This window comes from Vicinamibacterales bacterium, from assembly GCA_035699745.1.
Classification (GTDB): domain Bacteria; phylum Acidobacteriota; class Vicinamibacteria; order Vicinamibacterales; family 2-12-FULL-66-21; genus JAICSD01.
In genome coordinates this window covers 1-22,993 of sequence record DASSPH010000091.1, presented here as the reverse complement: position 1 = coordinate 22,993, position 22,993 = coordinate 1, and the positions used below count along the sequence as shown (strand labels likewise).

The 22,993-nt window shown below is 68.8% G+C and carries 21 protein-coding genes; 17 read left to right on the top strand and 4 right to left on the bottom strand.

Annotated features, from left to right (window positions below; all coding sequences use genetic code 11):
* Nucleotides 1–167 precede the first annotated feature (167 nt).
* Nucleotides 168–4,094 carry a carboxypeptidase regulatory-like domain-containing protein gene (locus VFK57_21570; GenBank protein HET7698320.1) on the bottom strand — a complete coding sequence of 1,309 codons (3,927 nt, stop codon included), beginning with the start codon at nt 4,092–4,094 and terminating at the stop codon, nt 168–170.
* Between the two features lie 283 nt (nt 4,095–4,377).
* Here VFK57_21570 and VFK57_21565 point away from each other — a divergent pair, with 283 nt between their 5' ends.
* From VFK57_21565 to gcvP, 13 genes are all read left to right on the top strand, one after another.
* A complete protein-coding gene (locus VFK57_21565; GenBank protein ID HET7698319.1) occupies nt 4,378–5,166 on the top strand; it encodes an AraC family transcriptional regulator in 789 nt (262 codons plus the stop codon).
* Between the two features lie 577 nt (nt 5,167–5,743).
* Nucleotides 5,744–6,337: a prepilin-type N-terminal cleavage/methylation domain-containing protein gene (locus VFK57_21560; protein HET7698318.1), complete on the top strand. Its 594-nt coding sequence runs from the start codon at nt 5,744–5,746 to the stop codon at nt 6,335–6,337.
* Nucleotides 6,334–6,669, top strand: coding sequence for a PilZ domain-containing protein (locus VFK57_21555; protein ID HET7698317.1), 336 nt, complete (start codon nt 6,334–6,336; stop codon nt 6,667–6,669). Before VFK57_21560 ends, VFK57_21555 begins: the two co-directional genes overlap by 4 nt.
* 114 nt (nt 6,670–6,783) lie before the next feature.
* Nucleotides 6,784–8,250: a sigma 54-interacting transcriptional regulator gene (locus VFK57_21550; protein ID HET7698316.1), complete on the top strand. Its 1,467-nt coding sequence runs from the start codon at nt 6,784–6,786 to the stop codon at nt 8,248–8,250.
* Nucleotides 8,247–8,450 (top strand): hypothetical protein, encoded by a 204-nt coding sequence (locus VFK57_21545; GenBank protein HET7698315.1) that lies wholly within the window; start codon nt 8,247–8,249, stop codon nt 8,448–8,450. Before VFK57_21550 ends, VFK57_21545 begins: the two co-directional genes overlap by 4 nt.
* Before the next feature lie 60 nt (nt 8,451–8,510).
* Nucleotides 8,511–9,458, top strand: a complete 948-nt coding sequence (locus tag VFK57_21540; protein ID HET7698314.1) for a hypothetical protein — start codon at nt 8,511–8,513, stop codon at nt 9,456–9,458.
* Entirely contained in the window at nt 9,452–10,156 is a 705-nt protein-coding gene (locus tag VFK57_21535; protein HET7698313.1) for a hypothetical protein, read from the top strand. Before VFK57_21540 ends, VFK57_21535 begins: the two co-directional genes overlap by 7 nt.
* Nucleotides 10,153–10,776, top strand: coding sequence for an ATP-binding cassette domain-containing protein (locus VFK57_21530; protein ID HET7698312.1), 624 nt, complete (start codon nt 10,153–10,155; stop codon nt 10,774–10,776). The genes VFK57_21535 and VFK57_21530 overlap by 4 nt, the downstream gene beginning before the upstream one ends.
* Entirely contained in the window at nt 10,773–12,173 is a 1,401-nt protein-coding gene (locus VFK57_21525; protein HET7698311.1) for a hypothetical protein, read from the top strand. Before VFK57_21530 ends, VFK57_21525 begins: the two co-directional genes overlap by 4 nt.
* 60 nt (nt 12,174–12,233) lie before the next feature.
* Nucleotides 12,234–12,389, top strand: coding sequence for a hypothetical protein (locus tag VFK57_21520; GenBank protein ID HET7698310.1), 156 nt, complete (start codon nt 12,234–12,236; stop codon nt 12,387–12,389).
* 77 nt (nt 12,390–12,466) lie between these two features.
* A complete protein-coding gene (gene gcvT, locus VFK57_21515) occupies nt 12,467–13,585 on the top strand; it encodes a glycine cleavage system aminomethyltransferase GcvT (protein HET7698309.1) in 1,119 nt (372 codons plus the stop codon).
* Nucleotides 13,582–13,950: a glycine cleavage system protein GcvH gene (gene gcvH, locus VFK57_21510; protein HET7698308.1), complete on the top strand. Its 369-nt coding sequence runs from the start codon at nt 13,582–13,584 to the stop codon at nt 13,948–13,950. The genes gcvT and gcvH overlap by 4 nt, the downstream gene beginning before the upstream one ends.
* Nucleotides 13,947–16,841: an aminomethyl-transferring glycine dehydrogenase gene (gene gcvP, locus VFK57_21505; GenBank protein ID HET7698307.1), complete on the top strand. Its 2,895-nt coding sequence runs from the start codon at nt 13,947–13,949 to the stop codon at nt 16,839–16,841. Before gcvH ends, gcvP begins: the two co-directional genes overlap by 4 nt.
* A 12-nt stretch (nt 16,842–16,853) precedes the next feature.
* Here the strand turns inward: gcvP and VFK57_21500 are convergent, their stop codons facing one another.
* Nucleotides 16,854–17,753, bottom strand: a complete 900-nt coding sequence (locus VFK57_21500) for an aminotransferase class IV (GenBank protein HET7698306.1) — start codon at nt 17,751–17,753, stop codon at nt 16,854–16,856.
* A gap of 29 nt (nt 17,754–17,782) precedes the next feature.
* Here VFK57_21500 and VFK57_21495 point away from each other — a divergent pair, with 29 nt between their 5' ends.
* The 3 genes from VFK57_21495 (at nt 17,783) to VFK57_21485 (ending at nt 20,719) form a co-directional block, all read left to right on the top strand.
* Nucleotides 17,783–19,360, top strand: coding sequence for an NAD(P)H-hydrate dehydratase (locus VFK57_21495; protein ID HET7698305.1), 1,578 nt, complete (start codon nt 17,783–17,785; stop codon nt 19,358–19,360).
* Complete coding sequence (gene tsaE / locus VFK57_21490; protein HET7698304.1) at nt 19,357–19,797, top strand: tRNA (adenosine(37)-N6)-threonylcarbamoyltransferase complex ATPase subunit type 1 TsaE; 441 nt, start codon at nt 19,357–19,359, stop codon at nt 19,795–19,797. The genes VFK57_21495 and tsaE overlap by 4 nt, the downstream gene beginning before the upstream one ends.
* Nucleotides 19,798–20,038: 241 nt before the next feature.
* Nucleotides 20,039–20,719, top strand: a complete 681-nt coding sequence (locus tag VFK57_21485) for a hypothetical protein (protein HET7698303.1) — start codon at nt 20,039–20,041, stop codon at nt 20,717–20,719.
* Nucleotides 20,720–20,785: 66 nt separating this feature from the next.
* Here the strand turns inward: VFK57_21485 and VFK57_21480 are convergent, their stop codons facing one another.
* Nucleotides 20,786–21,361: a hypothetical protein gene (locus VFK57_21480; protein ID HET7698302.1), complete on the bottom strand. Its 576-nt coding sequence runs from the start codon at nt 21,359–21,361 to the stop codon at nt 20,786–20,788.
* Nucleotides 21,362–21,436: 75 nt separating this feature from the next.
* On the opposite strand from VFK57_21480, the gene VFK57_21475 reads away from it, so the two are divergent.
* On the top strand, nt 21,437–21,766 hold the full coding sequence (locus tag VFK57_21475) for a hypothetical protein (protein HET7698301.1): 330 nt from the start codon (nt 21,437–21,439) through the stop codon (nt 21,764–21,766).
* Here the strand turns inward: VFK57_21475 and guaB are convergent.
* The coding region (guaB, locus tag VFK57_21470) for an IMP dehydrogenase (protein ID HET7698300.1) at nt 21,751–22,993 on the bottom strand (1,243 nt) is incomplete at its 5' end. The two genes, VFK57_21475 and guaB, sit on opposite strands and share 16 nt — an antisense overlap.

The following is a 22,993-nucleotide window of genomic DNA, read 5'->3' as shown; positions in this document are numbered from 1 at the left end:
TTGCCCCGCCGCCACAATGACCGCCGGCGGCGGCTGCTGGCTGGATGCGCTGCGGAGGCCGGCGCCGGGATTCAGGAGCAGTGCACAGGTCGCACAGAGCCAGATGAGGAGGCGCCGATGCAGATCGACTCGCGTGTTCATGCTCGTTCTCCGCTGACTGACCGACATCAGAACTGCACCACGATCGTGACGTGGCCGACAGTGGTGCCGCTCGGATCGATGCTGACCCTGTAGGTGCCGGCCGTGGCGAGCGTCTGATCGTTGAACGTGAAGCCGCCGCACGAGAAGGTAGAGGCCTGCTGCGATCCGTCCGGACGCAGCAGCTTGAACGTCGTGCAGCCGAGGTTGCTGTTCGAGCCGATGATGTCGACCACCTGCCCGGCCGTCGCGCTGAACGTCACCGCGGCATTCTGGCCGGGGCCCGTGGTGTTGACCGTGGCGCCGCCAGGCGCGCCAATCGTGGTGGACTGCACGTCGTCAGCGGGAACGTTGGTCAACTTCAGCGTTGCCGAGCCCTCCGCCGCACCGTTCGGATTCAACGTCACGCTGAACGTGCCGTTGACGCCCAGGATCTTCACGTCGCTGAAACCGGTGGGACACACCGTCGTGTTCCAGACGACGGTCTCGTCGGGGTTCCGAATCGCCACGGCGGAGCAGCCGAGCGCGCTATTGGCGATCTCCAGCGCGACACGCTGACCGGTCGTGCCGCTGAACGTATAACGGGCATTCTGCCCGGGATCCTCGATGGTCAGCGGGAGCGGCGTGCCGGGTGTAATCGTGCCGGACAGATCCGCAGACACGACGTAGAGCACCAGCGTGAAGGTGCCTTCCGCCGGGCCGCTCGGATCCAGGACGACGGTGTAGGTCCCCGTGGTGGGCAAGGTCACCGGCTCGCGGAACCCGGTCGGACAAATGAGGCCGGACGAGAGCACGCTGGAATCCGGATTCAGGATCGCGAGAGTCGAGCAGGACGAGATCGACGTCGCCGGCACGTTCAGGCTGATCCTCGTCCCCGCGGTGCCGCTATACGTGTACCGGGCGTTCTGGCCCTTGCTCAGGCTGTCGGCGATCGCCGTCTCGTCGAGGATCGTTCCCGTCAGATCCGCCGCGACGGCGAAGAGGGTGACGGTGAGTTGTCCGATGTTGGTGGACATCGGGTTCACGTACACGCTGTAGGTGCCTGCGACCGGCGCCAGGACCGCATCGATCCACTGCTCGCCCTGCGCGACGCAATTGTCCGCGGCGAGCACCACATCCTGCGGATCGCGGATCGACACGCCGACGCCGCACGTGAACCCGGTCGCGTACGTGCTGCCGGAGATCTTCAGGATCACCCGTTCGCCCGCGGCGGCGGTGAACGTCCGCCGTCCGTTCTGCCCGGGAATAGATGTCGCGACCACCACGGCATTCCCATCCGGCGCGATCGGGCCGGTGGTGTCCGTGGCGTCGTGCAGGGTGACGCTGGCGTTCCCGATGTGGGTCTGACGCGGGTTGAGCAGCACCGTGTAGCTGCCGTTGACCGGGAGCGTCCTGGCATCCATGAAATCCTCGGACGGGCTCAGAACCAGCGCCGGGCCAAGTGTCGTGCCGTCGGGATTGAGCACCGACACATCGCTCTGAGGAATCGTGACGGAGGACAGCGTCGCGCTGACCTGCCGTTCGGCGACCCCGGTAAACGTCAAGCGCGCGTTCTGGCCCGGTGCCCCGATCGGGACCAGGACGGCGTCGCCGCCGGGAGCGATCGTGCCGGTGAACTCGGTCGCGTCGTGAACGATGACCGTCCGATTGCCTGTGGTACCGGGCAGCAGTTCCACCGTGTAGGTGCCCGCCGCCGGCATGATCGTCGCGTCCACGAACGTGCCCCCGGACTGCCCGTTGATGAAATACGTGCCGTCCGCTCTGCGCCACGCGAAACTGCGGGTGCCGTCCGTGATGTTCGTGAACTGCAGGCTGACAGGCTGTCCGGCCTGTGCGTCATAGATCAGCAGTTGCAGCTTCGTCGTGTTCGTGTTCGTGACCACCGTCGGCTGCCCGAATGACACGCGGGCAGTGAGGTCGACGTTGGCGGGCGAATGCGCCGGTGGAGCGACGTAGAAGTCCGCGGCGCTGATGGCGGCGCCGAAGGCGGTCGTGACGCGGATGCGTCCCGACGTGCCCAGCTGCGGAACCGAGGCGATCACCTGCGCCGGCGTCGCGCTGTTCAACCCGCCGCGCCTGATGTTGAAATCCACCAGGTTGCTGGCCGTCGACGCCGCGAAGTTCGTTCCGTTCACCGTGACCAGCGTGCTGGTGGTTCCGATCGCCGGTGTGAACGAGGTGATGGTCGGCGCCCCGGAACTCGCCGTCACTTCGAAGTTCGTCGCGCTCGTATCGGACCCGGATCCAACGGTGACCGCGATCGGCCCGGTGACGGCGCCGGAAGGCACCGTGGTCACGATCGATGTCGCCGTCGCGGAGGTCACCGTGGCCGGGGTCCCCGCGAATGTCACCGCGTTCTGCGAGAGCGTCGGACTGAACCCGCTCCCGGTAATCGTCACGACCGTCGACACCGGACCTCGATTCGGCGAGATCTCCAGCACCGCCAGAGTGCTCGAGGCGTGCCGGCTGATCGACGTGACGTTGCCTACGGCGTCGTAGGCGTATCGCGCCGTCTCGCCGGTGGTGTCCACGACCGCGACGAGGCGGCCGACCTCGTCGTAAACGTACCTGACAGTCGGCGGCGCCGCAGTCGGGAGACTCAGGTTCACCGTCGCATTCCCGGCGTCCGCAACCGCGACGCCGCTCTGAGCCTGCGAGGCAAATGCGGGGGCCGACGCTTCGACCGAGTACGTGCCGGGCGCCAGCCCGCCGATCGTGTAGGCGCCGGTGCCGTCCGCCGTCGTGCTCATGGCCGCTCCGCCGCTGCCCGTCGCGGTCACCGACGCGCCCGCGATTCCCGTCAGCCCGTCCGGCTCCGTGATCCGGCCGGTCACCGTTCCGGCCGCGTCCAGCGCGGCATTCCGCACCGTCGCGCCGGCACCCACAGCCACGTTCGTGTAGACCTGTGTCAGCAGGCCGGCCGCCGCAACCCGCACGTCGTAGCTGCCGGAGCTCAGGGCCGCCACACTATACGTGCCGTTGGCGGCCGTGGTGCGTGACGCCACCACGACACCCGACTGCAGCACGTCCACGGTCGCGCCGGCAATCGGCACGCCCGTCGTCGCGCGCGTGACGGTGCCCGACAGCGCACCGGACGTCACGACCGTGAACGTCAGGCCGTTGCTCGTGCCGCCGGTGGTCGCGACTCTCACGAGCCCTGTCGTCGCCGTGGAAGGAACGGGCACGGTGATGCTCGTCGCGTTCCAGTTGGATGGCGTGCCGGGGACGCCGTTGAACGTCACCGTTCCGGTCGCGCCGAAGAACTCGCCGGTCAGCGTCACTGACGTCGCCGCCACGCCTACGACCGGAGACAGGTCGGTCAGCACGGGCTGTGGCGGCGTAATCGCGGGAATCGCGACGTACGAATCGTAGTTGCCGTTGAGAGTGCCCTCGAGGTGCACTTCCGCCTTGACGGACTTGTTCCCCGGACCCCCGGTCATGTCGATGCCGGCCGAGACCCAGAAGCGATCCGTCGCGGTGAGCTGCACGGCACTCGCCTCGCAGGAGAAGATGAACTTCGTCAGCGTGGTGGTGAGCGGACTCGTGCCGGTGGCGGTGCAGATCAGCGGGCCGCTGTCGTTGTTCAGGCGCAGACGGGCCTGCGGGTACATCGCGCCGGGGTTGGCGGTCTTCTTCATCCAGATGGTGAACGTCACGATCGAACCGGACGCCAGCGATCCGGCGGTTCCCGGAACGCCCGCCTGCGTGTCGAACTGCTTGATCACAACGGCAGTCGGCGAGAGGTTCTTCAGCTCGATCGACTGAATCGCCACCGTCGGGGCATGGGGGTCGGCTGTTTTCAATTGCGCGTGCCCCGCGGTGGACGACGCTTCACTGTGCAGGTGATAGGTCGTCTGGGCGAAAGCGTGGGCGGCGCATCCAAGAACGAGCACGAGCGTGAGAGCGATCCGCGCCTGCATCATCGTTGTCACTGACGGAGAAGAGCGTCGCGTCATGATGTCGGACCTTCTCGGAAGAACGCGGAACCGTGCGGTTCGGCGCCGGCAGGGGAGCGTCGCGGGTATGTGCGACCCCGTGCCATCACGCGGTCGGTCGTCCGCAGGACTGGCACGCTCACCTCAGCCGCACAATCGGAACGTTTCGTCGTCTGCCGAAAGCGGCGTACGCTGTAAACTGGACGTGCGGCATTCTCGTTGCGCGTCGCGAGTCGCGCAATTCCCATACGCCCGTTTTTCGCGCCGGAACACGAACACACAGGACGTCGTCATGGAAGGTTCAGTGGATAGCCGGCATGGGCTCCGTCTCGCCTGGGCTTCTTCGGTCAGGAACATCTATCAAGCCGTGGTCGGGGAGTTGTCGTGCGGCGATCCGACGCGCGTCGATCCGGCGGTGCAACGTCTGAAAAGAAATCTCCCTCCGCCGGCGAACGGCGTGGAGGCGGACCATCTTCGGCAGTCGCTCGCCATTTTCACGGAGCGCAGCGCACGCGCGGTGCACGAACGGTTTCATGCGAACTTCCCGCGTCCGATCTGCGTCGCCTCGCCCCCACCGCAATCGGAAGCCGCGTGGGTGAATACGCGATCGATCGATGAGCTGCTGGATGAGTGGCAGAGCGTTTACACGGCATGGTTCGATCGGCACCACACGCTGCCGCCGGTGCTGCGCGCTGCGCGGATCCTCGAAGCGCAATTCGCCGAACCGCTGACGATCGACACCCTGGGACAGGCGGCCGGGGCCAGTCGAACGATACTCGGACAGCAGTTCACGCGAACGTTCGGTCTGACGCCATCGGACTATCTCGCGCGCGTGCGGGTGCGCGAAGGGCTTCGTCGGCTTCGACACCGCGGCGACAGCGTCGCAACGGCGGCGCAGGCGGTGGGCTACCAGAGTGAAAACAAGTTCTACGCGCGGGTAAGGGTGTACACCGGTCTCACGCCGTCACGGGTAAAGGAACTGGACGAAGCCGCGTTCGAGGACCTGCTCGCGCGATGCGTGCCGCTGATGGTGAGTCCGCACTGCGCACGCGCACCCATGCCTATGGATCGTTCCGCTAGGGATGGAATGTGAACTCCACGGTGTCGACGTCACGGGATCCTTTGCGACCCCGGAGTTTCGCAGTTACTGCCAGGAGAGCGCCGTTGTTCTCGTATCGCGCCAGATGCTCGTTCCCCACGAGGCCTCGTCCACCACGGCGCCGCGACTCGTAGCGCCGTCGCCTCCGTGGAAGCCCCCCTGCTCGCGCTGCGACGTCGCTGTGACGCTTGCGGCAACGTGATGAGCGACCCTGCGGACTGCTGATTTTGCCCCGAGGGTCACGGCCACGTCCGTGGCCGGGTTCGCAGTAACCACACCCCGTCCGAATACCGACAAGAAAGACGCTCAGCACCCTAATAATCCCGCGCTGTACATCCGGTGCGCAACACATCGCATGCGGTTGGTGCGCCTGACGGTGGGCGCACTCGGTGGGCGCACCCGGTACAGGGCTCTATCCGGATTGCGCCAAGTTTCTGTTGCAAACAGATCGAGGACCTCATGAACGTGAAGGGGTTCGGCGAGAAGGCGTTCCTCAAGCTGAAGCCGCTGCTCACGGTCGCGACGAAGCCCGACACATCCGGCGACGGCCGCCACTGAATCGCCCACGTCGATGGCACGCCGGCTTCACGGTCACCCCGGCTTCACGCTCCTCGAGCTGCTGTTCGTGGCGGCGATCGCGGGCACTCTGACGGCCATCGCCGTCCCGCGCAGCCTGCGTGCCCTCGACGACTTTCACACGCGCAGCGCCGCACGGTATCTGGCGCAGCGGATCGCCGCGGCGCGCGTCGACGCCATCCGCCGCGGGTGCGCCCACGGTCTGCGGTTCGCGGCGTCCGCGGCCGACTACACCATCACCGTCGTCGCCGACGGGAATCGCAACGGCGTGCGGACATCCGAACTCGCCAGCGGCGTCGATCGGGTGCTCGGCGAGCCCGAGCGCATCGACGGGCATTTCCCCGGCGTGTCGTTCGGCCTTCATGAAGGTGTGCCGGATGCGGACGGAGGGCCCGCAGGAACGCTCGACGGTGTGCGCATCGGCACGGCGCGGCTGCTGATCGTGAACGTCGACGGCACCGCCACGTCAGGCACGTTGTATCTGCGCGGCCCCAGCCGCTCGCAGTACGCCGTGCGCGTGCTCGGCGTCACCGGCCGCGTCCGGGTCCTGCGCTTCGATGCCGTCCGCAGCCGCTGGGTGGCCATATGAGTGGAGCCGGCCATACGACGCCGCACGAACGCCGCCGTGAGGCGAGAGTCGCGCCCGACGGGCTGCGCGCCCGCGTTCGGCCCGGACACACCCTCGCGATCGTCGACGTCAGCGCCGGCGGCGCCCTGGTGGAAGCCGCCTGTCAGCTTCGCCCCGGATCGCGAGTCGACGTGCACCTGGAGCGGGACGACGGGCGCCGAACGGTGGCGGCAATGGTCTCACGCTGCAGCGTGTCGGCGATCGATGCCGTCGAAGGCGTTCTTTATCGGGCGGCACTGTGCTTCACGGAGCGGTGCGACTGGGTGCGGGAATCTCTGACTCGGGAAGGGTAGTCGTTGCCCGCGCGCCCCGCCGATCCACGGGACCTGCCTACCCGGCCGGCGCGGCGCGGCAGCAGCGGCAGCAGACAAGGTGAGGAAATGATTCCGACATTTCGCAATCGATCGATGGCATCGAGTTTGGAGCGGCCGGCCGCCTCCACGCAGAACGGAGGTGTCATGGTGCGCGGGTGGTGTCGGTCTTCCGAGCGGCGGCGCGGAATCTGGACGATTCTGTCGGCGGTGGCCGCCGCGCTGCCGGGCTGCAGCGAAGCGCGCCACCTGCGCCAGCGATTCGAGTGGGAGCTGCGCGATCTGCTGCAGGCCAGGGAGGTCGAGCTGCGCGACGGCTGCGCGATGGCACGGCCTCCGGACTCGACGCTGTCGATCGACGTCACGGCGGGGGATTTCACGCTCGGCGCGATCGACGCCGAATTCGAGCCTGGGCGCGCCTTCGACGAGTGGGAGCGCGAACTGATCGAATCGGCGCGCGAGCTCGCCGCGCTGGTGCTGATCATCGATCGCGTACAGCGCGCCGGCACCCTTGGTGTCGTCACCTCCGCATCGCGAGCCGACGGCGCGGCGCCGATCGTCGGGTCGTCCGCCGGCATCCGTGCCGTGCGCGCTCGCATCGAGCGTGTGGCGCCGACCGGATTCACCATCCTGATTCAGGGCGAGAGCGGCGTCGGCAAGGAGCTGGTCGCGCGCCAGATCCACGATCTCTCGCCGCGGCGCGGCGGTCCCTTCATTCCGGTCAACTGCGCCGCGATCGTCGAGACCCTGCTCGAGGCGGAGCTGTTCGGGATCGAGGATCGGACGGCGACCGGCGTCCGCGGGCGCCGGGGGAAGTTCGAGGCCGCGCACGGCGGCACCTTGTTCCTGGACGAAGTGGCCGACCTCTCGCAGTCGGCGCAGGCCAAGCTGCTGCGCGCGATCCAGGAAATGTCGGTCGAGCGCGTGGGCGGGGCGGAGCCCCGCCAGGTCGATACGCGGATCATCGCGGCGACCAACAGCGGGCTGTCCGACCTGGTCGCCCGCGGCCGCTTCCGGATGGATCTGTTCTACCGGTTGAACGGTGTCGAGATCGACGTGCCGCCGTTGCGCCAGCGTCCGGGAGACATCCTGGAGCTGGCGGACTACTTCCTCGAGCGGCACCGCGACTTCCGCCGTCTGCGTCTGTCTCAAGCCGCGTCAGACGCGCTGCTCGCGTACCGCTGGCCGGGCAACGTTCGCGAGCTGGAGCGCGTGATCGAGCGTGCCGTGGCGCTGGCCGATTCGGATCAGTTGCAGCTCGACGATCTGCCGCCCGCGCTGCTCGACGGCTACGTGCCTGCGCTGATTCCCTCGTTTCAGCGCTACGACTCGATGCGTGCGTGGGGGAGCCGGTACGCGCGGCTGGTGCTGGAGCGCTGTCAGCAGAACAAGCGTCAGGCCTGCCGCGAGCTGGGCATCTCGTATCACACGCTGCAGGCATATCTGCGGTTCACACCGGAACTCGGGGCCGGGTCGCCTCCGGCAAAAAAGACCGGCGCAGGCAGGGCGGGTGCTCCGCAGAGGTGCGCGCCAGAGTCTCGATCGGAAGGAGTGCCATGGTGAAGAAGGTTCTGTTTGCCGCACTGGTGCTGGCCGGCTCGGTTGCCACACCGCAGCCCGCCCTGGCCGGGTGCACCACCACGCTCGCGGACTGCTACACCGCCGCCGCGAAGATCGACAGCTTCTGGTACCGCTGGGCGGCGGGCCTCGACTGCGAACTCGATTACGTCGAGTGCGTGCGCGTGAAGCTGATCGGCACATAGCGCAGACAACTCTCGGATGCACGGCCGGACCATGGTGGTCCGGCCGTGTGGAGACGATCCATGGAAGCGCATCTCGTCATTGCGTTGTCGTTTCTGGCGCTCGTGGCTCCGGCATGCGCCGCAGCGCCCCACCCGGCCTCGTCCCCGGCGCCGCTCACACGGCTTTTCGGTCCCGTCATCGGGCAACAGCCGATCAGGGGCCGCGAAGAAGGCGACGGGGTGATCGTGCTGCTCGTCGACAACATGCTCGTGCGCGTCGACGTCGACGAACGCCGCGCGACGAGTACGCCGATCGGGCTCGACTCAGGGCAGATGTGCTGGGGGCTCGGCCGGCTCGCAGACGGCTCTCTCTGGACGCTGCGGGGCCGGTTCTCCGCGGTCAGCATCGACGCCCGCGGCCGGCCATCGCGCGCCATCGAGCTGAGCGAACCGCACGCCGGTCTCTTCGCGGCCGGCGCTCGATTGATCTATCAGAAGGCGGTCTCCACGGCGGGTGAGCCGGTGCTGCGCGCCGCGCCGCCGGGAGGCGATTGGACGACGTGGAGCGACCTGCGGGCGCGGAGGTTCCCCGGTATCGATCGGGCGCAGGCGTCGGCATTGAATCTGGTCGCGTGCGGCCGCAGTCGTACGGTGGAGCGCGCCTGCTGGTTCCCGGACGAGGCTGCCGTCGCCCTGGTCGACGCGGATGGGCGCACGCGGCGTGTCGCCCTGACCGGGCTCGACGCCATTGCGCCAGAGGTCCTGCTCACCGCCGAGAACCCTCGACGTCCCATTCGCGACGTCTACATAGACGACGAGCGCCGCATCTGGGTGCTGAGCAGCGGCGAGCCTGGCGCCGGGGCGGCGGACGTGCCTGGCGGCTGGCTCCTGGCGCGTTACGCGCCCGACGGCATGCCAGACGGGCAGACGCGGCTCGCCGAGCCGGCGCGGCTGATTCTCAGGATCGACCGGAGCCGCGTGATCCTTCTCGCGGGATCGGGGGATGTCAGCGAGGTCGCGTCGTGGTGAAGCGGTCTCGTCCCGGCCCGCTCCGCTACTTCCTCGTACTGTCTTTGCATCCGCCGTATGCGCTCCTCGTTCTGGCCGCGGTCGTCGCCATCGGCGTCACCACCACCGTGCTGGACCGCAAAGAGCTCGACGGCGGGTTGGGGATGGTGCTCTTCACGCAGATGTTCCTGGCGTCGACGGGTTTCGTCGCGCGGGCGCGGCGGGGACATTTCGATCCGCTGTTGGCCGGCGGAACAACACGCGCGCGGATAGCGGCGGCCCACTGGGCGGCATCCATCGCACCGGGGGCGATCGCATGGGCGATTCTCGCCGGCATCGGGGCAGCCGCCGGCGCGCCTGATGCGCTCTCGGCGATTGGCGGCGCTCGCGCAGCCGCGCTGCTGATCGTATCGGCGCTGTCGTGGGCCGCGGGATTCTGGCTGCCGCGCGGCGCCGCGGGAATGCTCTGGATGGCGCTGCTCATGGGGCTGGTCGTGCAGCGCCCCGAGCTTCTCGCGGCGCCAACCGGCGCCGGATCGGTTTCGACGCTCATCCTTCACATCGTCTCACTCGCCGCGTGTCCGTTTCTGCTTCTCGGGCAGCATCCGCCTCTCGCGCCAGGCGCGCTGGCGGGGTCGCTCGTGTTGTCGATCGCGGCGATGTGTGCGGTGTGGCGGCGCGCAGCGGTGTTGGACGTGTATCTGCTGGATCGATCATGAAGACGCGACTGGAGCTGGCGGCGGTGACGAAGCGGTTCGGCGCGCTCCCGGTGCTCGCGCAGGCGTGGCTGCAGGTCCGCGCCGGCGAGGCGGTCGGACTGGTCGGCGCCAACGGCGCGGGGAAGACCACGCTGCTGCGGATCGCCGCCGGCCTGGTGATCCCCGACGGCGGCGTCGTGCGAACCCTCGAGTCTCCCGCGGGCACCTGCTATTTCGGCGGCGAATCGACGCTGCCGCGTGAGGTGCGGGGAAGACGATGGGCGGGGCTGTTTGGCGTGAGCAGTCAGGAGCGGCGGCGGCTCGGTGCCCTGTCGCGCGGCAGCCGGCAGCTCTACGGCCTGCGGATCGCGCTCGCCACCTACACCGACCTGCTGATTCTCGACGAGCCGTGGGAGGGGCTCGATCCGTCGGGTGCGGCGTGGCTGACCGACGCCCTTCAGCGGCGGCGTGACATGGGTGCGGCGCTGCTCGTCTCGTCGCATCGGCTGCACGATCTGGTGGAGGTCTGCTCGCGCTTCCTGCTGCTCGAAGGCGGCCGGTGCAGAGCGATTACCGATCGCGACGATCGGCCGCGCGCAGAGCAACTCGCGCAGGCTGTGCGGGTCGTGGAGCGCGCATGATCCTCCTGCTCGTCATCCTCGAGCTGCTGCAGCTGTTGCGCGGATACCGGATCCTCGGCGGTCCGCTGCCGCCAACGGGTGCAGTGGATGGCATCGAGTGGATCCGGGCTCAGGCGCACGGGGGACCAGGGCCAGAATGTGCGGTGACCGAGGCGCGTACCTGGGCGTGCGTGATGGCGCGCACCGAGAGCAGCGGCGTTGTCGTCATCCATGCCGGCGGTGAAATCTGGTGGGGGCTCAGCGAGCGGGATGCCGCACCGGCGCTGCAGCGCGCGCGATGGGGCAGGCTCCTGCAGTTCTACGGGACGGCGACGCGTTCGGCGAAGCTGCGCGTCAGCTTCAAATATCCCGTCGCGCCGCCGGCGGGGCGGCTCCGCAGCATTCGCCTCGATACGGCCACGGTCCGCGATGCGCGTGCGGCCTTCGTTGCGCCGGACGCCGTCTGGATCGCCGGTCATGCGCCGCCGCCGAAATCCTGGCTCGAGGTCACCAGCACGGTCACAGCGCCGATCTTTCTGCCGCTGGAGGATCTCGTCGCCGGTCCTGCATCGCTTCCCGTGCAGGTCGCAGTCACTGAGGGACGCTCCATCCATGGCCGCGTCGTCGCTGCCAGCGGCGCGCCGGCGGCCGGGGCGCTGATCACGGTTTTCCGACTGATCGATCCTCCGCCGACGGCAGGGGATCAGTCCCCGCCGCGTCGCGTCCTGGCCGCCGAATCGAGCAGCGATGAGGGCGGCGGCTTCGAGCTGCCGGCCTTAGGGGATGCGGAGTACGAGATCGTCGCCTGGCACGCCCAGCACGGCCGCGCGTCCGAGCCGTTGCGGCCGGGCAGCATCGACACGGTGGTCCGCTTGCGCAGCAGCGGCATCGCGCGCGGCCGCGTGCTCGCCGGCGGGCGTCCGCTCGAAGGCGTGGCGGTAATCAACGTGCCGGACCCGGCCGCGTTCAGCGGCGCGAGCGACATCACGGAGGTGAAGGGCGGCGACGCCACGACGGATGCCGCGGGGCGCTTCGCCGTGACGATGGCGCCGGGGGGTGGGGGAGAGCTGCGGATTGGCGGCGGAGCACGTCCGGTGAAGCGTGTGGCGCTGCCGCGCTCGCCCCGCGGCGTGTTCGATGCAGGAGACGTTGATCTCGGCCTCGCGATCGAACTCGTCATCGTGCTCGACCGCGATCCGGGGTGCGGCCTCCGTGCCGCCGGCCCGGTGGGGCGTACGGGGCTCCAGGTCGTGACCGCAGTGCGGGCGAGCAGCGGGGTATTCACGCTGTCGTTTCCCGAGCCCGGCTGGTGGGAGATCAGTCTGAGCTGCCGTGAGCAGGCGTTCTCCGTCTCCCCGACGCTCGTGCAGATTGCGGCGGCGGATTCGGGAAAGGAAGTGCGGCTGACTGTCCGTTGACGTACAGCGGCGGCCCGGGCGCATCGCGCGACGGCCGAGACTGACTGCAGGAGGATGAGCGTGAACGCGTGCGGTGTGCCGTTGGCGCCGGAGATGGATTGCGACGGCTGGACGGTGAACGGGATGGCCGGCGACTCCGCGTCCCCTCCAGACATGATCGCCGCCCGCAGGAGCCGCCCGCGGGCGCGGCCGGGGACGGTGGCGATCCGGCGGTAGGTGCCGGCCGGCGTCCGCTTGCCGGACATGGCCGCGGCATAGTACCGTTTATTGGTTATCCGCCCCCGCGATCGCTCATGACACAACCTGTCCCCGGCACGCTGAAAAAGACCCCCCTGCACGCGAAGCATCGCGCCCTCGGCGCACGGATGGTGGAATTCGGCGGGTGGGACATGCCGGTGGAGTACAGCGGCATCGCGGACGAGCACATGGCGGTGCGGACCCGCGCCGGCCTCTTCGACGTCTCCCACATGGGCGAGATCGAGATTGCCGGCAAGGACGCGCTCCGCGCCGTCCAGCACATCACCTCGAACGACGCCTCCCGGCTCGCCGTCAACCAGATCCAGTATTCCGCGCTGACCACCCCCCAGGGCACCTTCGTAGACGACGTCCTGACGTACCGGATTGCCGACGACCACTTCATGCTGGTCGTCAACGCCTCCAATATCGTCAAGGACTTTCACTGGATTGCGGAGCACATCAAGGACGTGGGCGGTGATGCGGTCGCGGTGAACGCCAGCTCGCGGTATGCCCTGGTCGCGCTGCAGGGGCCGGCAGCCGCCGGCGTGCTCCAGTCGCTGACCGGTGTCGACCTGTCGGCAATCAAGTACTACTGGTTCAGCACCGGCGAAGTGGCGGGGGTGCGGGTGACCATCTCCCGCACCGGTTACACCGGCGAGGACGGCTTCGAAGTGTTCGCGGCGCCGAGCGCGGCCGAGCGCGTCTGGGACGCGATCCTCCAGGCCGGCAGGCCCGCCGGCGTCGTCCCGGCGGGACTGGGTGCGCGCGATACGCTGCGTCTCGAAGCGTCGATGCGACTCTACGGCAACGACATGGACGACACCACGACGGTCGTCGAGGCGGACCTGAACTGGATTGTCGGCTGGAAGAAAGAGGAGTTCCTCGGCCACGACGTGCTCAGGCGGCAGAAGGCCGAAGGGGCGCCGCGCAAGCTCGTCGGGTTCGAGATGCTCGAGCGCGCCATCGGGCGGCACGGCTACGAGATCTACATCGGCGGGGACAAGGCCGGTGTGGTGACCAGCGGCACGCAGACGCCGTTTTTGAAGAAAGCGATCGGGATGGCATATCTGCCGGCCGACCGCACCGCCCCGGGAACGGAATTCGAGATCGACATCCGCGGACGCCGCGCCAGGGCCGCCGTCGTGGCGATGCCCTTTTACAAGAGGCCCAAATGAGCTACCCGGCAGACCTGAAGTACACCAAGGATCATGAGTGGGTGAAGATCGACGGCGCCAGCGCCCGCGTCGGCATCACCGATTACGCGCAGAAGCAGCTCGGCGACGTCGTCTACCTCGAGCTGCCCCAGGTCGGCCGGACGCTGCGAAAGGGCGAGGTCTTCGGCACCATCGAGTCGGTCAAGGCGGTGTCGGAGCTGTACAGTCCCGTCGACGGCGAAGTCACCGAGGTCCATTCCGCGCTCGTCCAGAAACCCGAAGCGGTCAACAAGGATCCGCACGGCTCGTGGATGATTGCCCTGAAGGTAACGGGAGGCCAGGAGGGTCTGCTCGACGCCGCGGCCTACACCGATCTCACGAAATGACGACGAAGACCCCCGCGCCGCCGCGCGCCGCCAACCCGGACGCGTTTCAGCACCGCCACATCGGCCCCAGTGCCGCCGCGCAGGACGCGATGCTGCGCACCATCGGCGTACCCAGCCTCGACGCGCTCATCGAGCAGACGATTCCCTCGGGCATCCGGTTCTCCAAGGGGCTCGAGCTGCCGCCCGCCGAGACCGAAGCCGAGTACCTGCGCCGCCTGCGCCTGGTCGCGGCGAAGAATCACGTGGTCCGCTCGTACATCGGGATGGGCTACTACGACACCGTCACCCCCGCGGTCATTCTCCGCAACGTGTTCGAGAACCCCGGCTGGTATACGCCTTACACGCCGTACCAGGCGGAGATCGCGCAGGGGCGGCTCGAGTCGCTGCTGAACTTCCAGACGATGGTGCGCGATCTCACCGGCATGGAGATCGCCTCGGCGTCGCTGCTCGACGAGGGCACCGCCGCGGCCGAGGCGATGACGATGTTCCATCGTCTGAATACGAAGAGCGCGCCGGCCGGTCAGCCCTCGGTGTTCCTGGTGTCGTCGCGGACGTTTCCGCAGACCATCGACGTGCTGCGCGGGCGCGCGGAGCCGCTGGACATCCGGCTCGGGATCGGCGACCCCGAGACGATGAGCATGGACGGCGCGTTCGGCATCCTGCTGCAGTATCCCGACGATCACGGCGAGATCGGCGACCTGCGGCCGATCATCGAGCGGGCCCATCAGGCCGGGCTGCTCGTCGCCGTCGCCAGCGACTTGATGGCGCTGACGCTGCTCGTCCCGCCCGGGGAGATGGGGGCGGACGCCGTGGTCGGCAACTCACAGCGCTTCGGCGTGCCGCTCGGCTACGGCGGCCCGCACGCCGCCTTCTTCGCGACGCGCGAAGCGTACGTCCGGCAGGCGCCGGGACGGATCATCGGCGTCTCCGTGGATGCCCGCGGACGCCGCGCCTATCGCATGGCGCTGCAGACGCGCGAGCAGCACATCCGGCGCGAGAAAGCGACCTCGAACATCTGCACCGCGCAGGCGCTGCTCGCGAACATCGCGGCGATGTACGCGGTGTTCCACGGCCCGAAGGGGCTGCGCGCCATCGGCGAGCGCATCCACGGAATGGCCCGCGCGGTCGAGGACGCGCTGGTCGCGGCCGGACTGCGCCAGACCAACGCGGCGTACTTCGACACCTTGCGCGTCGAAGGGGCGAATGCGGCCTCGGTGAGCCGCGCCGCCGTGGCGGCGGGGATGAACTTCCGCTACTTCGCCGACGGCGCCATCGGCATTTCCGTCGACGAGACGACGACGATCGACGACGTCGCCGACATCGTCAAGGCGTTCACGGGTGGGACGCCGGTGTACAAGGACGGCGCGCCGCCGACCATCAAGGCGCCGATCCACCTGCGCCGGCAGAGCGAGTACCTGACGCATCCGGTGTTCAACACGCATCACTCGGAGACCGAGATGATGCGCTACATCCGCAGCCTGGAGCGCAAGGACGTCGGCCTCGACACCTCGATGATTCCCCTCGGCTCGTGCACCATGAAGCTGAACGCGGCGGCAGAGATGCTGCCGGTCACCTGGCCGGAGTTCAGCCGGATGCACCCGTTCGCGCCGGCGGACCAGGCGCGCGGCTATGCCGAGGTGTTCCGCGATCTGGAGGCGGCGCTCTGCGAGATCACCGGCTTCGCGGGGATGTCGCTCCAACCCAACTCCGGCGCGCAAGGGGAGTTTGCCGGGCTGATGACCATCCGCGCCTATCACCGCGACCGCGGCGAGGGGCGCCGCGACGTGGTGCTGATCCCGGCGTCGGCGCACGGCACCAATCCGGCGAGCGCCTCGATGGCTGGTCTGCGCGTCGTCGTGGTCGCGTGCGACAGCCGCGGCTACATCGAAGTCGACGACCTGCGTGCGAAAGCCCAGCAGCACAAGGACGCGCTCGCCGCCCTCATGGTGACCTACCCGTCCACCTACGGCATCTTCGAGGAGCGGATCCGCGAGATGTGCGCGATCGTCCACGAGTTCGGCGGACAGGTCTACATGGACGGCGCGAACATGAACGCGCAGGTGGGGCTCACCAGTCCGGCGTCGATCGGCGCGGACGTGTGCCACCTGAACCTGCACAAGACCTTCGCGATTCCACACGGCGGCGGCGGCCCCGGCATGGGGCCGATCGGCGTGGCGAAGCACCTCGTGCCGTACCTGCCCGGCCACCCCGTGGTCCCGGTCGGCGGCGCCAAGGCGATTCCCGCCGTCTCCGCGGCCCCCTGGGGCAGCGCCAGCATCCTGCTGATCTCGTACGGCTACGTGCGCATGCTCGGCGCCGAGGGAATGACGGAGGCGACCCGCATCGCCATCCTCAACGCCAACTACATCAAGGCGCGGCTCGAGGCGCACTACGACGTGCTCTACGCGAACCACAGCGGCCGCGTGGCGCACGAGATGATCTTCGACCTGCGTCCGTTCAAGCATGCCGCGGCGCGATCGGTCGACGAGCAGGACGTGGCCAAGCGGCTGATGGACTACGGGTTCCACGCGCCGACCGTCTCGTTCCCGGTCCCCGGGACGATGATGATCGAGCCGACGGAGAGCGAGCCGAAGGCGGAGCTGGATCGGTTCTGCGACGCGCTGATCGCCATCCGCAAGGAGATCCAGGCGGTCCTCGACGGTCAGGCCGACGCGAAGGACAACGTGCTGAAGAACGCGCCGCACACCGCCGACGCCGTCACGGCGGACAGCTGGACGCACCCCTATCCGCGCGAGCAGGCGGCGTATCCGCTGCCGTGGGTGCGCGCCAACAAGGTGTGGCCGTCGGTGTCGCGCATCGACAACCCGTACGGCGATCGCAATCTGATTTGTGCGTGCCCGCCGATGGAGGACTGGGAGGCGTCCGCCTGACGGATTCTCCTGTCAGGCGGGAGACTTCACCGGCTCCTGCTCGCCGAAGCTCATCTCCCGGGCGCGGCGCTCGTAGCGCTCGATCAGCCGGCTGGTGATCGGGCCCGGTTTCCCCGATCCGACCGGACGGCCGTCCACGTTCACCACCGGCGAGACGCCGCGCGTCGTCGAGGTGATGAACATCTCGTCGGCGCTTTCCAGATCGATCGGCAGCAGCGTCTCTTCGCGGACCTCGACGCCGAGTTCGCGGGCGAGCTCGAAGATGAACGCGCGGGTGACCCCTTCGAGCATTCCGGCGTCCGACGGGGGCGTGAGCACGGCGCCGCCGCGCACGAGGAAGAAGTTCGACATCGCGCACTCGGTGATCTCGCCGCGGTAGTTGCACATCAGCGCTTCTTCGCCGCCGACGCGCTGCGCGGCGCGGATCGCCAGGGCGTTGTTCAGCAGGTTGTTCGCCTTGATCAGCGGGTTCACCGACCGCGGATGGTTGCGGAGCGTGTCGACCAGCGCCAGGCGCATGCCGTTCTGATAGTGCTCCGCGGGCAGCGGCTCGAACGGCTTGGCGATGACGACCACGGTCGGCGTCGGCGTCGCGGACAGGTCGTAGGTCAGTTCTCCGACCCCGCGCGTGACCAGCACGCGGATGTAGGCCTCCGTCAGCTCGCCGGCGGCGGCCATCGTCTGCTCGATCCACTGCAGCAGCGTCGCGTCGTCGAACGGGAGGTCGAGCATCAGCCGCTCGGCGGACTGCCGCAGCCGGCGCATGTGGCGATCGTAGAGGAAGGGGATGCGGTTGTAGGTGCGGAGCACCTCGTACACGCCTTCGCCGTAGACGAATCCGTGATCGTAGACCGGCACCACCGCCTGAGCGGCGGGGGTGATTCTTCCGTTGACGTAAACCGCTCCGCGCATGATCGACGGATTATACTGCCTACGATCCGATGCGAGTTCTGAACACGCAGCAGATGCGCGACGCCGATCGGCAGACCATCGACGACGTGGGGCTGCCGTCGATCGTGCTGATGGAGAACGCCGGACGCCAGGCGGTGGCGGCGATGGAAGCGGCGTTCGACGATCTGGCGTCGAGCAAGGTCGGCGTGCTGTGCGGCCGCGGCAGCAACGGCGGGGACGGCTTCGTGGTGGCGCGGACGCTGGCGCAGCGCGGCATCGAGGCGGTGGTGTATCTGCTCGGCAGCGTCAGCGAGGTGCGCGGCGACGCGCGCACCAACCTCGAGATCCTCGGGCGCGTCGGCGTCACCGTGGTCGAGATCAGCACCGCGCAGGAGTGGGAGCTCCACTTCACCGAGATCTCCGAATGCGATCTCATCGTCGACGCCATTGTCGGAACCGGGTTCCACGGGCCGCTGACCGGCCTGCTCGAGACCGTGGTCGCGGACGTCAACGGGCTCGGTGTGCCGACCGTGGCGATCGATCTGCCCACCGGGGTCTCGGCGGACTCGCACGAGATCGACGGCGAGGCGATCGAGGCCTCGATGACCGTGACGCTCGCGGCGCCGAAGCTGCCGCTGATCCTGCCGCCGGCCGACGCGTACGGCGGCGATCTGGTGATTGCCGACATCGGCATTCCGGCGGCGGTGATCGAGGAACTGGACGGCCCGTGGCTCGAGATCCTGACCCGCGAGCGCATGCGCGAGCTGGTCCCGGCTCGCGCGGCCGACTCGCACAAGGGGGACTTCGGCCGCGTCCTGGTGATCGCCGGGTCGGTGGGACGGACCGGCGCGGCCCATCTCGCCGCGCTCGGCGCGCTGCGCTCCGGCGCCGGCCTGGTGACGATCGCGACGCCGCGATCGTGCGTGTCGACGATCGCGATGATGATGCCGGAGTACATGACCGAGCCGCTGGAGGAGACCTCTGCCGGCGCGATCGACTTCACGGCGGTGGAGCGCGTGCTCGACATCAAGGCGGACATCATCTGCATCGGTCCGGGGCTCGGACAGGATCCGTCCACCGCGGCCTTCGTGCAGGCGGTCGTCGAGCGTTCCGGCGTTCCGCTGGTGATCGACGCCGACGGCTTGAACGCCTTCGCCGGAGATCCCGAGCGGCTCACGGGGCGCGACGGCGTGGACATGATCGTCACGCCGCATCCCGGCGAGATGGCGCGCCTGCTCGGCGTCAGCATCGAGCAGGTTCAGAGCGATCGGCTGGCGCACGCGCGTGAGTTCGCCGCGGCCCGGCGCCTGCACGTCGTGCTGAAGGGACACCGGACGGTGATCGCCGGACCCGAAGGGCGCTCGTTCGTGAATCTCACGGGGAACGCCGGGATGGCGACCGGCGGCACCGGCGACCTGCTCACCGGCATGATCGGCGCCTGGTTCGCACAGCTGCTCGACGCGGAAGGGGCCTGCAAGCTCGCCGTGTACCTTCACGGCACCGCCGGCGATCTCGCCGAGGCGGACGAAGGTGACGTCGCGCTGCTGCCGACGGATATCGCGGATCGGCTCGGCGACGCCGTCCTCGAGCTGACCGCGCGCCGCAAGGTGCGGCGCGAAGCGCAGTGAGCGCTCCACCAGGAGGCCCGGCCTCGCGCGTCTTCACCACCGGCAGCGAGTCCGAGACTGCCGCAGTCGGCGAAGCGCTCGGACAGACGCTCGCGGCCGGCGATGTCGTCCTGCTCTACGGCGACCTCGGCGCCGGCAAGACCGCGTTCGTCCGCGGGCTCGCCCGCGGCATCGGCGCCAGCGCCGACGAGGTATCGAGCCCGACATTCACTCTCGTACAGGAATATGCCGGTCCGTCGCTGACGCTGTTTCACGTCGATCTGTATCGCCTCGAGCCGGCCGAGATCGACGATCTCGGCCTCGAGGATCTGGTGGCCGGCGACGGCGTGGTCGCGATCGAGTGGGCGGAACGCTGGCGCGGCCGGCCCGACGACGTGACGGAAGTCAGGATCGAGGACGCCGGGGAAGACCGCCGGCGGATCCACGTGAAGGGCTGATCCGGGGCAGCGAGCGCCCCTCCGGTAATGATGAGTGGCGGCGCGCGACGCTGCGGTCGAGCCGCTGCTCCTCCCGCGCCAATGCACCGCGAAGATTTTTCCAGCGCGTAGGGCCGCGCTACGCGCGAATCTTCCGCGCGTCGCAGCTCAACCGGCAAAGACGCGGCCCTGCCGCGCGATCGCCGCCCGATGTTTCCTCGGCGGCATTCTTGCGAAGGGATCGCGCCAGGAGATCACACTGATGAAAAGAACCCACCTTTTCGGAACGATGACGGCCTGTACTCTCGCCGCGGCGGTGAGCGTCGGGGCGCAGGATCGCCCCACCACGTCGCAGAGCGATCGTGAAGGCAAGACGGTCGTCGTGACCGGCTGCCTGAAGAGCGGCTCGTCGATGGCCACCGGCACCGCCGGAACGGCAACCACGGGCACGGCAGGCACGACCGGCTCGACCGCATCGTCGGCGGCGCGCGGCGCCTTCATCCTGACCGACGCCTCGCTGAGCAGCGGCTCGGGCAGCACGGCGGGCGCCACGGGCACGGCAACGACGGGCACGGCAACGACGGGCGCGGCAACGGGCACAGGCGCGACGACGGGGACCAGCGGCACGGCGCCTGCGGCGACCGGCGCCGCCAGCGAGGCGGGCAAGACCTACAGCCTCGTCGGCGGGCAGCCGACCGAACTGCAGGGCTACGTGAACTCGAAGGTCGAGATCCGCGGCGTCCTCGATGAGAACGCGGCCCGCAGCTCGGGCAGCGGCGCTGGCGCCACGGGCACCGGCAGCACGGCAACCGGCACCGGCAGCACCGCGGCCGGGACGGGCGCGACGGCGTCGGGCACCGGCGCGTCGATGTCCGGCATGTCGCACGATCAGCCGCAGCTGCGTGTGACGTCGGTCCGCCAGATCGCGTCCAGCTGCAACTAGCTGGTCGTTCGAATGACGATGAACGACGGGCGCCCGAGCCCGTCGCTCATCGGCTCCGCCCGGCCGTCAGAAGTCTCCGCGCGCCTTCAGTCTGAAGGTGTAGCTCGTCTCCTGCGATCCATCCGCGCGCCTCGTCACCTTTCCGAACATCACGTCCGCCGCCTGCCGCTGCCGGTACTCTCGTGTCGCCAGCGGATCGTCGTCGAACATCACCTCGCTGATCTGCCGCCCGCAGCACGTCGTCGCGAAGCTCAGGTGAATGTGGCCGGGAATGTCACGGCTCGGATAGGCCGCGGGGCGGATGGTGCGGAACTCGAATCGCCCCTGCGCGTCGGTGACCGCCCAGCCTTTCAGCCGCCACGGATCCTCGGCCCCCGGCGCCGCGTAGATGCCGTGCTGATCGGTCTGATAGGCGAAGACCTCGACGCCGGGCAGCGGCTTGCCGGCGGAGTCGAGGACCACGGCGCGGACGACGAACGGGATACCCGGCTCCGATGCCGGCGCGATGCGCGCGACGCTGGCGATGCGCGCGGGCTTCTGTTTCTGTGCGGTCTCCCACTGCCGCAGCCACTGCGGGTCCTGCGCCGAGAGGGAGGCGGTGGTGACGAACGCGGTGACGAGCCCGAGGCATGTCGTCTTCATGCCCGAGTAAGACGACGCCCCGGCGGATTTGTTAACCGCGAGGGACGGGCGTATGCTCAGGGGGCTGGAGGCGCTATGAGACAGGATGAACGTCAGGTCTCGATCAACATCAGCGCGATTCCGGTCGCGGGCATCGGGGGCCTGGGCCTGGTCGCGATGGCGGGGGTCGTCTCCGTGTTCTTCCCCGCGATCGGCTGGATGATGGCGGCCGGAATCGCCGGCGGAGTCGCACTGGCGGCGGCGATCGTGATTGCGAGGCGCCGCATCAAGACGCGGGGCCCCAGCGGGGAAGACCCGGTGATCCTCTTTCGCGGCGGCGCGCCGGAAGCGGCGGCCGGCGATCGGGATTCGCGCGATCGCCCGGTCGCGCGCTCGCTGGCCCCGGCGCCCTACTCGACGCGGTAGTTCGGCGCTTCCTTGGTGATGATCACGTCGTGCACGTGCCCCTCGCGCAGGCCGGCGGGGCTGACGCGGATCATCCTGGCTTCGCGCTGCAGCGTCGCGACGTTCCTGCAGCCGGTGTAGCCCATCCCGGCGCGCAGGCCGCCCATCAATTGATGGATCATCGCGGCGACCGATCCCTTGTGGGCCACCCGTCCCTCGATTCCCTCCGGCACCAGCTTCTCGCCGGCGTCGGGATTGGCGTCGAGATCGAATTCGTCCTGGAAGTAGCGATCGCGGCTGCCGCGGCGCATCGCGCCGAGCGATCCCATGCCGCGGTACTCCTTGAAACTGCGCCCCTGGAACAGGATCAGCTCGCCGGGGCTTTCGTCGGTGCCCGCGAACAGGCTGCCGATCATCACCGCGCCGGCGCCGACCGCCAGCGCCTTGGTGATGTCGCCGGAGTAGCGGATGCCGCCATCGGCGACGATCGGCACGCCGTGCGGCGCCGCGGCGCGCGCGCACTGGGCGATCGCGGTGATCATCGGCACGCCGATGCCGGCGACGACGCGGGTGGTGCAGATCGAGCCGGCGCCGATGCCGACCTTGACCGCATCGACGCCGAGATCGATCAGCGCTTCGGTGGCCTCGGCGGTGGCGACGTTGCCGGCGATCAGATCGACCTTCGGGAACTGGCGCCGGACGCGCCGCACCATGTCGAGCACGCCCTGCGAGTGGCCGTGCGCGGTGTCGATCACCAGCACGTCGACGTTCGCGGCGACGAGCGCCTCGGCGCGCGTCATCGCGTCCTTGCCGGTGCCGATGGCGGCGCCGACGCGGAGCCGGCCGAGTGAGTCCTTGCAGGCGTTGGGGTACTTGATCGCCTTCTGGATGTCCTTGACGGTGATCAGGCCCTTCAGCCGGTACTGGTCGTCGACGACGAGCAGCTTCTCGACCTTGTGGCGGTGCAGGATGTCGCGCGCCGCGTCGAGCGTCGTGCCCACCGGCACGGTGAACAGCGGATCGCGCGTCATGATGTCCGAGATCGGCCGATCGACGTTGCTCTCGAACCGCAGATCGCGGTTGGTGAGAATCCCCACCAGCCGGCCTTCCTTGCTGCCGTCCTGCGTGATCGGCACGCCCGAGATGCGGTACTTCTTCATCAGCTCGAGCGCTTCGTAGATGCGGTTGGTGGGGGAGAGGGTGATCGGGTTGACGATCATCCCGCTCTCCGACCGCTTGACGCGATCG

Coding starts and splice junctions, on each gene's coding strand:
- VFK57_21570 (HET7698320.1), bottom strand. CDS start 4,094: ATGACGCGACGCTCTTCTCCGTCAGTGACAACGATGATGCAGGCGCGG.
- VFK57_21560 (HET7698318.1), top strand. CDS start 5,744: ATGGCACGCCGGCTTCACGGTCACCCCGGCTTCACGCTCCTCGAGCTG.
- VFK57_21555 (HET7698317.1), top strand. CDS start 6,334: ATGAGTGGAGCCGGCCATACGACGCCGCACGAACGCCGCCGTGAGGCG.
- VFK57_21550 (HET7698316.1), top strand. CDS start 6,784: ATGGCATCGAGTTTGGAGCGGCCGGCCGCCTCCACGCAGAACGGAGGT.
- VFK57_21540 (HET7698314.1), top strand. CDS start 8,511: ATGGAAGCGCATCTCGTCATTGCGTTGTCGTTTCTGGCGCTCGTGGCT.
- VFK57_21530 (HET7698312.1), top strand. CDS start 10,153: ATGAAGACGCGACTGGAGCTGGCGGCGGTGACGAAGCGGTTCGGCGCG.
- VFK57_21525 (HET7698311.1), top strand. CDS start 10,773: ATGATCCTCCTGCTCGTCATCCTCGAGCTGCTGCAGCTGTTGCGCGGA.
- gcvT (HET7698309.1), top strand. CDS start 12,467: ATGACACAACCTGTCCCCGGCACGCTGAAAAAGACCCCCCTGCACGCG.
- gcvH (HET7698308.1), top strand. CDS start 13,582: ATGAGCTACCCGGCAGACCTGAAGTACACCAAGGATCATGAGTGGGTG.
- gcvP (HET7698307.1), top strand. CDS start 13,947: ATGACGACGAAGACCCCCGCGCCGCCGCGCGCCGCCAACCCGGACGCG.
- VFK57_21500 (HET7698306.1), bottom strand. CDS start 17,753: ATGCGCGGAGCGGTTTACGTCAACGGAAGAATCACCCCCGCCGCTCAG.
- VFK57_21495 (HET7698305.1), top strand. CDS start 17,783: ATGCGAGTTCTGAACACGCAGCAGATGCGCGACGCCGATCGGCAGACC.
- VFK57_21485 (HET7698303.1), top strand. CDS start 20,039: ATGAAAAGAACCCACCTTTTCGGAACGATGACGGCCTGTACTCTCGCC.
- VFK57_21480 (HET7698302.1), bottom strand. CDS start 21,361: ATGAAGACGACATGCCTCGGGCTCGTCACCGCGTTCGTCACCACCGCC.
- VFK57_21475 (HET7698301.1), top strand. CDS start 21,437: ATGAGACAGGATGAACGTCAGGTCTCGATCAACATCAGCGCGATTCCG.